This is a genomic window from bacterium SCSIO 12741 (assembly GCA_024398055.1).
Lineage (GTDB): Bacteria > Bacteroidota > Bacteroidia > Flavobacteriales_G > Salibacteraceae > SCSIO-12741.
The window spans coordinates 4,729,484-4,742,677 of the sequence record CP073749.1; the positions used below are offsets into that span (position 1 = coordinate 4,729,484).

Here is a 13,194-nt window from a genome sequence, read left to right on the forward strand (position 1 = left end):
AATAAGGTTGATAGCAATTTCTAAATCGAAGCTATCGTTCCTATCCCCATTTTCCAATAGGTATTTTTACGTGAATTGATTGGTAGCCAATGTTTTCGATGAGTGGGATTTTGGGGTCGAAAACGATATAACAAATCAGTCATTCAAAGACTTTTCCCATCGACATTTATTCCTCTAACCTCGTACCAATCAGATCATTTGAGAAAGCATCCAAAAGAAGTGATCATAAATTATGATTATCATGCCTAAAATTCTATTGAAAAATTTATATTTGCACCCCGAATTTTGATCCTCAATTCGAGAGCAAAATTCAAATTTGGCGAGGTAGCTCAGTTGGTTAGAGCGTCGGATTCATAACCCGGAGGCCGAGAGTTCAAATCTCTCTCTCGCTACAAAAGAAAGTCGATCTGGAAACGGGTCGACTTTTTTTATGCCTTCTATCTCCCTTGAATTTCATTGGATTTTGTGTTAGGTTTGAGTAACCCTTATTCTAAACTGTTAGTATGCGATTCCTTTACCGTGTTCTGACCAGATTCGTTGTACCCTGGAAAAAGGCAGTCTCCGGAACTCTGGCCCTATCTCTTATCATGCTGATATTGACGGCTACTAAATGTGGTAGTCCGCCTGAAATTGTAAAAGACAACAACTCTTTAATCACCTTCGGCGAAGCCTTGGTTGTGGTTGGGATGAAAGATACCCTGCGCGATTATGCCGTGGTTCAAATTGGTCAACAAGCCAAAATATCCATAGAGCTACAAACCAACGGGAACAGTCATCACGGTAATAATTACCTCCGAATATTCTGCTATGAAAACGATAATCGGAACGGAGGGTTTTATTCTCAGGAATCTCAAAACATCGAATTGGACACCTTGGTTCGAATGGGTGCGCTAAAAGAGGATCAGACTTTAGACATTCCCTTTCAGTGGATGGGCTCAAAAAACTGTGATCGGTTAAAATTTCGCATTGAGGTATATCAAATTGAGGACACCAAAAAGAAGGCAGATTCCAAAGTTGTGATCGTGGATATTGAAGGTGACACTCCCCTTCCAACTTCCGTATTCAGCACTAATGTGGAGTACTGTGGACCGACTGAGGGACGAATTGCCACTGGAATTCCTATCAAACTGATGATGCGATTTCAAAATGAGGAAAAAAGCCAAGGAAGCTTTCTCTATGTTGAATTGGTTCCACGTGACCAGATTAAGATTCTTAGCAGAAATATGATTGCTCTACCCGATTTTAAACCCGGAGACTCAGCCCATATTACCGATCAATTTGAAATAATGCTCTTACCAAGTTCCGATAAGGAATACACCTACTCCCTAAAGATTATACACAGAATAACAGGGGAGTTGATTTCTGAAAAAGAATACACTATTAAACTTGGAGACGATCTCCACAAATGCACCATTCCATGAAACGAAACTTCAAAATAATTCCAGCGATTGTCATTCCGATATTGATCGCTGTTATGGTTGGCTTCTTCTTCCTCATCCTAAGAAACCAACAAAGTGTAAAAGGATGGGATGATGAGATTACGATGATTGATGATGAAATATTTGATCTGGAAGTGGAGCATGAAATGCTTCTCAATGTGGGTGTTGATCTGGATAAAAATGTCATTGTTCACCGAAATACACTGATTCAAAAAACTGAAAGAATCAGACAACTGAACATAGAGATAAAAAAACTCTTCGTTCAACTCAAATCTGAAGAAGACAACACCCATAAAAAACAGAAGATTCTAAGAGATTTAAAACGCAAACTCAAACTGCTTGAAGCCGAATTGGATCAAGAATCGGAAAAGGTAAGGTTGGCATCGAAGGAGACCATTTTTCTTAAAGATCTCAAAGTGGACCTGAAGACCTTGCAGGAAAAAAAAGAACAATATCAGGAATTGAAGAAAATCTATCAAGCCTATTTAAGGAAGTGTAATAATTAAGCAAAAAAGATGGAATCGAAATCAAACAATAATACGCTGAGCATTGCCTTTGTCATCGTTTTGATGCTGGTAATAGGCTTTGAAATAGCCTTATTTTTAATGCAAGAACAGTGGGCGTCATCCAGTCGTAGAGAGTTAACCAGCAACCGGATGAACCACTTAAAAATCCTCGAGCGCATATCGGATATCAAGGCGGAGAATCGAACTACTCTTTCGTTAATTACCCATCAAGGAGAACTTATCGAAGAACGAAACTTGGAGATAGAAAAAGTTAAGGTTGAAATCTTCGTGCTGGAAGAGAAAATAAAAAAGGAAAGAGAAAATACGGCAGAGTACCAAAAGGATATTCTCAGACTCAAAAAGCTATTGCACAGCCTGGATAGTAGCCGGCAAGCTGTCACCAATCGCTACCAACAATTGGTGAGTGAAGCGGAATCAAGTCCAGAGTACAGACAAGCTCAAACTATAGATCGAGATATGGATGCCATGAAACGGGCTATAGATGAAGTGAAGGACAACAAATACGACTTCAAGTTGGAGCGCTACTCACCGCGAAACAAAAAAGGCGATGAAACCTATAATCCCCGTCGGGTGGACAAAATCATAGTATCGTATTATATCGAAGGCTGCATCACCACAAATGAGACCTTATATGCTCAACTTTTTGATCCTAATGGTCAAGCTATAGCCACCTCAGCTGAAGACCCTTTAGTATTGGACAATGGAGATGTTATGGCCTTGAAATTCGAAGTGGAAAAATCAGGTAGAGGACAATTCAGATTCACTGATTTACGATTGGTACAAAAAGGAACATATAGTGTCCAGGTTCGGAATTCAAAAGGAATAAGTAAAGGGAATATGATAGTCGAAATAGGTAAATAGAACCAGTCTACTTTCCTCTAATCCTGAATACCCTCTTCCCTTTTCAGAGATTCAGGGAGTTTTCAAAATGTTCAAATCTGAACTCCTATTAAAACTTTTCCGCTACAAAAGAAAGTCGATCTGGAAACGGGTCGACTTTTTTTATGCCGCCAAAAGCAGCCGCAAATTCATTCGTCTTAGGCTATAGCTTTTATGGAAATGGCTCATTGTCATGGGCAACTCAATTCGAAATACCTCGTCAGTATAGTAGTAACCGTAAGAACTAAGACGCCCTATTTTATGAAACCACAATCCATTCTAATTCTCCTCTCCTCCTTTTTTGCCACCCTACTACAAGCTCAAAAAGCAGATACCAGCTACTTCATGAATCTAAACCCAACATCGGGGAATTTGGACACCATTGAAATGACCATTACTGAATTGGACAACCATTGCCAGGTACTCTCCAAAACCGAGTTAAGTCATCGATTGAATGGTCAGGTGGTTAAAGATTGGGTTTATGATTCCAAAATCGTTTTCACCTATGACCAAAATGATTCTCTGATTGGCACCTTCCATTATGACTACTTAGATAAAATGGATGCCAACAGCACAAATCCCACCTGGGAGTTTATTCTCGATAGGGACAATCAGGGGCGAATAATAAGGCGGAGCACTTTTTCCTTACAAGGTAGCCGCAAAGAAATCAGTAAAATCGAATACCAATTTACCGGCAAGCATCTTACCCAAAAAAGCTATTTCAACGGATCAGGATCCCTTCTAAGAAAGACTGAAGATGTCAGTTTCACATTTCAACAGGATCAAAAAATAGAGCGCAACCGGATTGTTTATGATTCAACTGGTATGAAGGTTTGGGAAACTCGCCAAGAATATAAATGGGCTGGCCAGTTGCTGGACAGCGTACTTTATTACAGCCCAAATAGCCAGACTCAAAAACTGGAACTAAAGGCCATGAACCTTTATGATTACCTTCCTGATAGTTCTCAGATTTTCGAATATGCTGTGAATGTGGATGCCCATTTTTCGATCGTTGACACCTCTTCAATTACGGAAATGAGGTATCACAATGGCTCCTTGCTTTATGAGCGGATTTCCAGTAAAAATCAGGGTGGTTGGAAAATTGACGAAACCCAAAATCACTATTCTCAGCAAAGGCTGGATTCAAGTGTTTCTCAGATCGATGAAAACTTCGGCGGCGTCACCCAAAAAAGATTGATCCGTAACCATTATACCTACGATTTCGACCAACTGGTTAAAACTGAGCGAATCGGATTTCTTAATGGTCAACTTAGTTCCCATAGTCAGACCGAATTTTCAGTTTGCATGATCGTTCAATCTACTACCGATGCTTCCAAGGCAACCAGCGGAATCCGTGTATACCCCAATCCATTTGAAAATGATTTAAATGTGTCCGTTCAATCAGCCACTTCGTTTAAACTATTGGATTTCACCGGTAAAGAAGTTTTAAGTGGTCATTTAGGGCCAGAGAACACGCACCTTTCTATTGACGACATTCCTTCTGGCGTATACTTTCTTCAGCTCATGGAACTCGGTGAAGCGATCAGGCTGATACGCCAATAGAGGATCAGGATTCTACTTTTTCTTTGACTCTATACACCTCGATCCGATCCAGCTCTTCCTTAGAAAAGGTCCATGGAGCTTTCCAGAAGTAAGAATTGTAGAATCGGGCAAAACCGTGAGTCGCGTAGAAGGTAGCCCAAGTGGGTTTACGACTTACATCAAACTGCCATTCAAGTTGGTTTCGTAAAGAATCGGGTACATATTGACCAGCCACATCTTTGGGAATGACAAAGTATTCACCGGGCTTTACCTCACTTAGGTTGGTTTCATAGAACTGCATCCCCTCTTGAGTCGCATACCATTGCCAGCCCCAATGTCCTACAGTCCAAGTAGTGGAATTTTGGGGAATTTTTTGACTGACTTCTGGAGCGGTTTGCCGGTAAAAATTGGCGTAGTGCCAATCTGAAATGGAAAGCAGTAGGCCAAGAATGAGCGTGAGAGTGAGAGTAAGGTTTCGCTCTGTTTTTGTGGTTTTGTTTAGAAAGGGAGCTGCTAAGAGCAACAGAGGCGGCAAGATCAACAAAACGTGTCTGGTAGCCATAAAGGGTGCCAAGGGCACCATGAAAATAATCATACACCACGCCCAAGCAAATAGAATGACTCTTTGGTGGAAGCTTTCGGGCAGAAGGCCAGAGCGAAATCTCACAAAGGGCCACATGGCTAAACCCACCATAATCAGTCCCATAAAGGTGAACAAGCGCCTCATCCACAATTCTCCATCGACTCCAATTCCGTAAATCCAGGCGACGATAGGAAGACCAACCATTAGGGCCAGGGCCACTATCCAGAATGCAAGTTTTAGCACTTTTTTCCCGGAAAAGAATCCGGAAACAAAGACCAAAACGAAGGGTGAAATAGCTCCCAGAATGATCAAAAAGGCTTGAAATTCGCGAACCACCCACTCCATCGTAGTTGGCTCATAGACAGGATTATTCAAATGAATTCCACCAAAATCCCACCAATTAAAGGCTGAATACAATCCGAGAATAGCTGCCGGGATGAATAAGGTCCAAAGCAAGATAAAGCGTCGCTGTACCAATATGGATAAACCAATTAGCCCAATCATGGGCAAGGAGGAGTACTTGATGAGCATGCTCAATCCAAAGAAAGTAGCCGCCAAAGCGTAGCGCTTCCAATTGAACTCACCCGGTTTGAGCAGGACATACATCATAGCCAACTGTAGGCTGAGCAAGGGAATATCGAGCATTAGATTTTGGTTGACCAGAAAGGCCGGCGAGAGGGTGAACAGAGCCGTTAAAAGCAAAGCCCTATTCGCAGCAAACAGCTGAGCCAACAGGTAAAACAGGAAAATATCCAAAAAGGTAAATAGCGCCTGAAAGAGATGCATAGAAACCTCACCATAGCCGAACAATTTCCCCATAAAAGCTATCCCGTAATAATGCAATGGGGGTTGTTCTCTACGTAGATGGGCCTTGCGGTATTTTCCCAATTTACCACCGCCGAAAAAGGATGCAAAGGATTATGCTCGATCCACTGAGCGGCCTCCAAATAGAAGGTATCGTCAATATGAAAAGCCTTATTCACGTTGATCAGAGTGGCCAGTATGCCGATAAGCAACAGGAAGATCAGGTCTTTTCTTGGGATTGTATTCATGGTGCGGTTGGCAAATGTACGTGGACGGGTTTAATTTTCAATGATGAAAGTATTCAGGTACGCGTTTAAACGCGCACCTGAGCACTTCGTCCCCTGGCAGGATCCTGCCTTAGCAACTCCACCAATCCTCGATAAACCCTCGGAAAGCGTTCCTCGAATTCAACGGGTTGCTCAAAGAATACTCCGAAAGCCAGAGTCGCGGATTTCAAATCCGCAGCTCTCCACATCCGGATTGCAAATCCGGATGAGTGAACCTCAGGTGCGCGTTTAAACGCGTACCTGAGTATTCTGTCCCTTCGCTGGATCCTGCCTTAGCAACTCCACCAATCCTCGATAAACCCTCGGAAAGCGTTCCTCAAATTCAACGGGTTGCTCAAAGAATACCTCTACCGCTGTGGCAAACCGCTCATGGGCATCCTTGAGCATGTTTTTTCGAAAAAACTCCTGGTCTTCTTTGGAGGCTTGCTGTATCCATTCAGCAGAGTTGGCGAGCCATACGTTGAGATCATCGACCCAATCGTAATCGCTGGGCATACTGAAGTGCCCCTGAATTTTAAGGGCATGGGCCAACTCGTGAATGGCCAGATTTACTCCATCATCTTTGACTCGAAAACCATGCTTAACGTGTTTCCATGAAAAATAGACCAGTCCACCAGAAATGGTACCTCCCTTGAGATAGGGCTTGCCCTTAAGCAGCTGAAAAATATCGGGATAGAGCACATAGGTATGAAACCGAGGTAACTCATAATCCTCCAAACCAAAAGTCAATTGAGCGGCGGCCGCTGAAATAACCACTTTCATTTCCCGGGTAAGTTTAAGCCCTTCTTTGGCGAAATAGCGCTTTTCGCTGTAGTGATACATCATTCGGCGCTGAAACTTAATTTGATTGCGGGGAGACAGGTTTTGATAAAACGTGTTGTATCGCTTCAAAACCACTTCCATCACACCTCGGTCCAAATTACTCATGGCCTTTCTTCGCTTGATCACTTCACCTTCTCCGGTTATGGTGAAATACAAAGCATCAGCCAAATCATCGTACCAGGCGCTACGTTTGTTTTTTCCTTGAGAATCTCTCGAAAACTTAATCAGAAAGACAGCCCCTTGAACAAGTATGATAAAAAGGATAAAATGAATCTCCGCGGTCATGATGTTGGTACAGTAGTTGAGCAATGATAGGATTTTTTAGCAAAAGACCTCAACTATGACCCTACCCGTCAGAAGTCGAAAGCTTGAAATAACTTAATTTCGCGGTTCTGAAAATGATGCTGATCAAAACGCTCAAATCCCACTCTGGATTCATTTATCCCTACCTGGCCTACTTAGTGGTTGGCGGGATCTTTTTGCTCAATGTAAACCGGGCAGAATCCCATGAGATTCTAAACCAGTTTTTTTGGGCTCCACTCCACCCATTTTTCGCCTACATCACCCATTTGGGAGATGGGTTAACCTTGGCCATTGTAGCAGCTATCCTACTGATGCTAAACTTTCGAGCCACCATTTTCATGGCCTTGTCAGGGATGCTGGCTGGAGGAATTACCCAGTTTTTAAAACACCAGTTTTTCGACGACGTCGTTCGCCCCGTATTCTACTTTAACCATTTCCACCCAGGTGAATTTATGCCGCAAGTGGTTCCCGGAGTGCAGACCTTAATTCACAACAGTTTTCCATCGGGCCATTCTACGGCATCGTTTGCTATGTTTTGCACCTTAGCCATGATTACCCGACGTCCTTCTTTTCGAGTAATCTTCTTTTTTGCCGCTCTGATCATTGCCTATTCTCGAGTATATTTATCACAACACTTTTTTGTGGATACCTATGTGGGTTCATTCATTGGGATATCAGGTACTTTGATCATTTATCACCTGCTCCAATGGTTGGAAAACCGTTACTCCATTCAATGGTGGTACAAATCCCTAATTAACCGGTGAAAACGCTTCTTCAACTTTCGTCCGGCCGGGCCATGCTCGTGATTGCTGTATTTGCCGCATTACTTTTTATTCCGGCTTTGGGCAACGTAGCTCTGTTTGATTGGGACGAAGTCAATTTTGCAGAGGCCGCTCGTGAAATGTTGGTTACGGGAAACTATTCCATGGTTCAAATAGATTACCAGCCATTTTGGGAAAAACCACCGATATTCTTTTGGATGCAGGCCTTGAGCATGAAACTCTTTGGGGTGAGTGAATATGCCGCTCGTTTTCCAAACGCAGTTTGTGGAATTTTCACCTTGATGTTGCTCTATCACCTGGGTCGACGATTCTACGACGCTCGTATGGGTTGGATTTGGTCTGGAGTATATGCCGCCTCCCTCCTACCTCAGCTTTATTTTAAAAGTGGAATCATTGATCCTTGGTTCAACCTCTTCATCTTCGCTGGAATCTATTTTGCTTACGCCTGGTTTCACGATTTTAAAGAAGGTCATTCCAAATGGAAATGGGCAGTACTGTCTGGAGTGTCCATTGGATTAGGAGTAATGACCAAAGGTCCCGTTGCCTTTCTGATTTTTGGAATGGTTTGGGGGATTTTCTGGGCCTTTTATCGTTTTCGAAAAGCCGCCACTTTTCCTGCGTTACTCACTTTTACAGCAGCCTTTGTGTTTTCCGGTAGCTTTTGGTTTTTGTTTGAATACAGCCAGGGCCGCGGCTACATCGTCACCCAATTTATCGATTACCAGATTCGTTTGTTGCAAACGGGTGATGCCGGTCACAGTCAACCCTTCTTTTACCATTGGTATGTTTTATTGATTGGTTGTTTCCCGCTATCGGTAGCTGCGCTCTTTTCGCTGTTTCATCGCAATAAGGGAAATCAGGAACGCAAACTCTGGGCTCGCCTTATGGGTATTTTGTTTTGGTCTGTACTCCTGCTTTTTTCTTTGGTTAAAACGAAAATTATTCATTACTCCAGCCTCTGTTATTTCCCTCTGAGCTATTTCGCGGCCTACACCATTTACCGCCAAGTGACTGCTGGTGAACGGATCAAATGGCCACAACTTACGCTTACCATGATCATTGGTTTTGCCCTGGTCATTCTATTTGGAGGATTGGCTTGGGTAGGGATGAATACCGAAACATTCTTGTCCTGGGGGCTCATGAATGATCCTTTTGCCGAAGCCAACTTACAGGCAGAGGCCTATTGGACATGGATGGATTATGCTCCGGCCCTGGTTCTTTTACCCGGTCTAATAATTTACGCTTTTGCTAAGACACAGGCCATCAGAAACATTGGTTTATACGGTTTTAGTCTGTTGTGTTTTCACCTTTTCATGGTATTGCACATTCCCAAAATTGAACGCTACACCCAGGGTGCTGCCATCGATTTTTACCGAACTCATGCCCGGGAAGGACATTACGTAGAAACCTATCGCTTTAAAAGCTATGCGGACCTGTTCTACACCCGTAAAATGCCCGTTCACGAAGGCCGGGAACCCGATTATATGGTCATGAAATTTTTTGAGCGTGAAGCCTTCGAAGCCGAAAAGCCACATTACCAGTGGATGTATGATCTGAATGGCTTTTCATTCTATGCGCACCCGGACAAGGTGAATTTTGAATGATCAGGTTCAATTTCCATTTATTTGAAGATTAGTTCAGAATTCGAAATTCAGAATTCATATAGGTGATTCAACGATCCATTTTCAATCTTGATTTGTCAGATCGGAGGTTAGATATTAAAAATTGAACCTGAAATTGACCATCGCACCTGCTATTTCGCTTAATTTGTAGCCCTTTTTTAAACCCTTTGAGATGAATAAGTTGATCGGTTTCTTTTCCCTGTTTGCGGCTGTGCTGCTCACAGGTTGTGCAGAAACCCCCAAAACAGAAGACTCCATGAATCCATTAACCGCGACGGATGGTCAGGGACGGACCTATGAATATGTTGAGAATGACCCGATGAAAGTGCGTATTTATACGCTGCCGAATGGATTAAAGGTGTACTTAACCCAAAACAAAAACGAACCAACCATTCAAACCTTGATTCCGGTGAAGGCAGGTTCTACCTACGATCCAAGTGACAATACAGGACTGGCCCACTACCTGGAGCACTTGATGTTTAAAGGAACCGAGAAGCTGGGAACTCAGAATTGGGAAGAAGAAAAAAAATTACTCGATCAGATTTCGGAGCAATACGAATTGCACAAGGCTGAAAACGATCCGGAAAAGAAAAAAGCCATTTACCACCTCATTGATAGCCTTTCGGTAGAAGCAGCTAAATATGCCGTGCCTAATGAATACGACAAGGCCATTTCCTCTATTGGTGGTAGCTATACCAATGCCTTTACCAGCAACGAGAGAACGGTCTATATGAACACCATTCCTTCCAATGAATTGGAAAAATGGGTACGCCTGGAAAGAGAGCGTTTTGGTTCATTGGTTATGCGCTTGTTTCACACCGAATTGGAAACGGTATACGAAGAGTTTAACCGCGGACAAGACAACGACGGTCGTAAGGTATATCAGGCCATGTTCAAGAATTTGTTTACCGGTCACCCCTATGGAGAGCAAACGACCATTGGTGAAGCTGAGCACTTGAAAAATCCATCGATGGTGAACATTCGAAACTACTTTGAGCAGTATTACGTGCCCAACAATATGGCCATCTGCCTCTCCGGTGATTTTGAATTTGAAGAAACCATGGCCTTGATCGAAAAATACTGGAGCGATCTGGCCAAAAACGATCAGCTGAGTCACCCTTCGTTTGACAAGATTCCTGAGATTACTGAAGTAAAAGAGGTTAACATCTACGGACCTGAAAAGGAAAACGTGAGCATCGCCTGGAGATTGGGTGGAGCTAAAACCAAAGACAGCGAGTACGGAACCATTCTGGCCGAATTGCTAAGCAACGGTAAAGCTGGATTGATCGATATTGATTTGGTTCAAAAACAACAGGTGTTGGATGCCGGAGCCGGAGTTAACTTCATGAAAGACTACGGTTTTATCCGCATGATTGCCACCCTACGTGACGGACAAACCAAAGAAGAAGCCCGTGACCTGCTGCTTGCAGAAATGGAGCGTGTAAAGAAGGGTGATTTCGACGATAAAACCTTCGACGCCATCATCAACAACCTTCGCCGTAGTGCCATTGAAAAGCGTGAATCCAACTGGAGAGCTTTTGATTTGGTAGAATCCTTTGTAATGGATATTTCCTGGGATGAAATGGTAGACTACCTCGATCGATTGGATCAAATCACGAAAGAAGACTTGATCAAGTTTGCCCAGGAGCGTTTTAAAGACAACTACGTGGTGATTTACAAACAAACGGGTGAAGACCCAGGAATCATCAAGGTTGACAAGCCAGAAATCAGCAAGCTGGAATTGAACAAAGATGTACAGTCTGAGTATATGGCTGAATTCCGTGAAATCAAGTCTCCAGAGCTAAAGCCTGTATTCCTGGATTTCCAAAAGGACATTAAACACGCAACGATCAATAGCAACATTCCATTCCTGTACATTGAGAATGAGGACAACGAGTTGTTTAAGCTGATTTACACTGCTGAAGCGGGTAAAAAACACAACAAGAAATTCTCCCTGGCTTTTGAATACCTTCCTTATATCGGTACTTCGAAGTACTCGGCAGAAGAGTTGCAAAAAGAGCTATACAACCTGGGACTTCAGTTTAATGCCATCTCCGGTCACGAAAGAACTTACGTGATCATGTCGGGTTTGAAAAAATCGACCCAGGCGGGTATTGAGTTGATGGAACACATTCTTGCTGATGCCAAGCCAGATAGCATGGCTTATCAAATGTTTGTTGAAGGTGAGCTGAAGAAGCGAATGGATAGTAAGTTGGATAAACGAACTATTCAAGGAGGAGCCATTCCAAGTTATGTAAAGTATGGTCCAGACAATCCTTTCACCAACGTTCTGTCTGAAGAAGAGCTACGTTCGATTAACCCGTCTGAATTAACGGACCTAATCCATGGCTTAACTTCTACTGAACACGAAATCTTCTACTATGGAGAAGACTCTCCTGAAACGATTACTGGACTGATTGAAGCTTCTCACCCCAAATTAGAGGCTTTGAATCCGTTGGCGATTGAAACTTCTTTTGAAGAGAAAGAATCGCAAAACCAGGTATTCTTTGTTCACCGCGATCAGGTTCAAGCCGATGTGATTGTGATCTCTAAGGGCCAGGATTTCGATCCTAAAATGGTCCCTATGGTAAACTTGTACAACACCTACTACGGAAGCGGATTGTCGTCCATTATTTTCCAGGAAATTCGGGAAGCCAAAGGATTGGCCTATACGGCTTACTCCAGGTACACCCTCCCCTATGACAAGAAGTACTCTTTCTTCCTGAATTCGTACGTAGGAACTCAGCCCGATAAACTGGCCGACGCCTTGGACGCCTTATTTGGTCTGCTCAATGAAATGCCACAAGTGGACATTCAGTTGGAAGAGTCGAAGCACTCTATCATGAAAAAGATTGCCAGCGATCGTCGGATCAAGGAGCGGAAGTACTTTACCTACAAAACGTACCAAAAACTGGGAATCGATCACGATATGAGTAAAGACATCTATGAAGGTGTTTCTAAGGCCAATATGGAAATGATGGCAGCCTTCTTTGACGAAACCGTAAAGGGTAAAAATTACACCCTCGTTGTGATGGGTAACCGCAAGGATGTGGACATGAACATTCTTAGCAAATACGGTCAGGTTAGAGAGCTTAGTTTGGAGGAACTATTTGGCTATTAAGCCTCTCCCCTGCATGTAATGCTTTTTTGTATATATTGCAGGTTGATCCAAATAATGGGCTATGACTAAGGAAAAAATCGAACTGGAATACGATATCCGTTCAGCCCCCGGCATTTTGTACAATCGCCTGGTGACTCCAGGTGGACTGGCAGAATGGTTTGCTGACAATGTGAAGATTAACGACCACATCTACACCTTTGTGTGGGAAGGAAGTGAGGAAGAGGCAGAAATGCTTCAATCCATCGAAGGAGAGTCAGTTCGCTTCAAGTGGGTGGATGACGACGAGGAGGAATCCTACTTTGAGTTTAAAATCAAGATTGACAGCCTTACCGGAGACATTGCACTGATTGTCACTGATTTTGCTGAACCCGACGAGGTGAATGAAACCACCAATCTATGGGACAAACAAATCGGAAAATTAAAGTTGATTCTCGGATCCTGATTCCAAACGAATAAGACAACAAAACACGGGTAAACAGCGTT

11 protein-coding genes and 1 tRNA gene are annotated in these 13,194 nt (G+C 43.0%); 9 read left to right on the top strand and 3 right to left on the bottom strand.

Annotated elements, in window-relative coordinates:
• Positions 1–318 precede the first annotated feature (318 nt).
• The 5 genes from KFE98_20135 (at position 319) to KFE98_20155 (ending at position 4,408) form a co-directional block, all read left to right on the top strand.
• Positions 319–392: transfer RNA gene (locus KFE98_20135), tRNA-Met, on the top strand.
• A gap of 111 nt (positions 393–503) precedes the next feature.
• Positions 504–1,421 carry a hypothetical protein gene (locus KFE98_20140; GenBank protein ID UTW62283.1) on the top strand — a complete coding sequence of 306 codons (918 nt, stop codon included), beginning with the start codon at positions 504–506 and terminating at the stop codon, positions 1,419–1,421.
• Positions 1,418–1,945: a hypothetical protein gene (locus tag KFE98_20145; protein ID UTW62284.1), complete on the top strand. Its 528-nt coding sequence runs from the start codon at positions 1,418–1,420 to the stop codon at positions 1,943–1,945. Before KFE98_20140 ends, KFE98_20145 begins: the two co-directional genes overlap by 4 nt.
• A gap of 9 nt (positions 1,946–1,954) precedes the next feature.
• Positions 1,955–2,827, top strand: coding sequence for a hypothetical protein (locus KFE98_20150; GenBank protein ID UTW62285.1), 873 nt, complete (start codon positions 1,955–1,957; stop codon positions 2,825–2,827).
• Positions 2,828–3,106: 279 nt separating this feature from the next.
• Complete coding sequence (locus tag KFE98_20155; protein ID UTW62286.1) at positions 3,107–4,408, top strand: T9SS type A sorting domain-containing protein; 1,302 nt, start codon at positions 3,107–3,109, stop codon at positions 4,406–4,408.
• Between the two features lie 4 nt (positions 4,409–4,412).
• Here KFE98_20155 and KFE98_20160 read toward each other — a convergent pair whose 3' ends face one another.
• The 3 genes from KFE98_20160 to KFE98_20170 form a co-directional block, all read right to left on the bottom strand.
• Positions 4,413–5,789 (bottom strand): glycosyltransferase family 39 protein, encoded by a 1,377-nt coding sequence (locus tag KFE98_20160; GenBank protein ID UTW62287.1) that lies wholly within the window; start codon positions 5,787–5,789, stop codon positions 4,413–4,415.
• Between the two features lie 5 nt (positions 5,790–5,794).
• Entirely contained in the window at positions 5,795–6,022 is a 228-nt protein-coding gene (locus tag KFE98_20165) for a hypothetical protein (protein UTW62288.1), read from the bottom strand.
• A gap of 267 nt (positions 6,023–6,289) precedes the next feature.
• On the bottom strand, positions 6,290–7,168 hold the full coding sequence (locus KFE98_20170) for a zinc-dependent peptidase (GenBank protein ID UTW62289.1): 879 nt from the start codon (positions 7,166–7,168) through the stop codon (positions 6,290–6,292).
• Positions 7,169–7,281: 113 nt separating this feature from the next.
• On the opposite strand from KFE98_20170, the gene KFE98_20175 reads away from it, so the two are divergent.
• From KFE98_20175 to KFE98_20190, 4 genes are all read left to right on the top strand, one after another.
• Positions 7,282–7,950, top strand: coding sequence for a phosphatase PAP2 family protein (locus KFE98_20175; GenBank protein UTW62290.1), 669 nt, complete (start codon positions 7,282–7,284; stop codon positions 7,948–7,950).
• Positions 7,947–9,572: a glycosyltransferase family 39 protein gene (locus KFE98_20180; protein UTW62291.1), complete on the top strand. Its 1,626-nt coding sequence runs from the start codon at positions 7,947–7,949 to the stop codon at positions 9,570–9,572. Before KFE98_20175 ends, KFE98_20180 begins: the two co-directional genes overlap by 4 nt.
• A 190-nt stretch (positions 9,573–9,762) precedes the next feature.
• Complete coding sequence (locus KFE98_20185; GenBank protein ID UTW62292.1) at positions 9,763–12,711, top strand: insulinase family protein; 2,949 nt, start codon at positions 9,763–9,765, stop codon at positions 12,709–12,711.
• A 61-nt stretch (positions 12,712–12,772) separates the two neighbouring features.
• Positions 12,773–13,153, top strand: coding sequence for an SRPBCC domain-containing protein (locus KFE98_20190; protein UTW62293.1), 381 nt, complete (start codon positions 12,773–12,775; stop codon positions 13,151–13,153).
• Positions 13,154–13,194: the final 41 nt, after the last annotated feature.

Excerpts from the sequence above, each read along its gene's own strand:
- KFE98_20140 (UTW62283.1), top strand. The coding sequence starts at position 504 with ATGCGATTCCTTTACCGTGTTCTGACCAGATTCGTTGTACCCTGGAAA.
- KFE98_20145 (UTW62284.1), top strand. The coding sequence starts at position 1,418 with ATGAAACGAAACTTCAAAATAATTCCAGCGATTGTCATTCCGATATTG.
- KFE98_20150 (UTW62285.1), top strand. The coding sequence starts at position 1,955 with ATGGAATCGAAATCAAACAATAATACGCTGAGCATTGCCTTTGTCATC.
- KFE98_20155 (UTW62286.1), top strand. The coding sequence starts at position 3,107 with ATGAAACCACAATCCATTCTAATTCTCCTCTCCTCCTTTTTTGCCACC.
- KFE98_20160 (UTW62287.1), bottom strand. The coding sequence starts at position 5,789 with ATGGGGAAATTGTTCGGCTATGGTGAGGTTTCTATGCATCTCTTTCAG.
- KFE98_20165 (UTW62288.1), bottom strand. The coding sequence starts at position 6,022 with ATGAATACAATCCCAAGAAAAGACCTGATCTTCCTGTTGCTTATCGGC.
- KFE98_20170 (UTW62289.1), bottom strand. The coding sequence starts at position 7,168 with ATGACCGCGGAGATTCATTTTATCCTTTTTATCATACTTGTTCAAGGG.
- KFE98_20175 (UTW62290.1), top strand. The coding sequence starts at position 7,282 with ATGATGCTGATCAAAACGCTCAAATCCCACTCTGGATTCATTTATCCC.
- KFE98_20185 (UTW62292.1), top strand. The coding sequence starts at position 9,763 with ATGAATAAGTTGATCGGTTTCTTTTCCCTGTTTGCGGCTGTGCTGCTC.
- KFE98_20190 (UTW62293.1), top strand. The coding sequence starts at position 12,773 with ATGACTAAGGAAAAAATCGAACTGGAATACGATATCCGTTCAGCCCCC.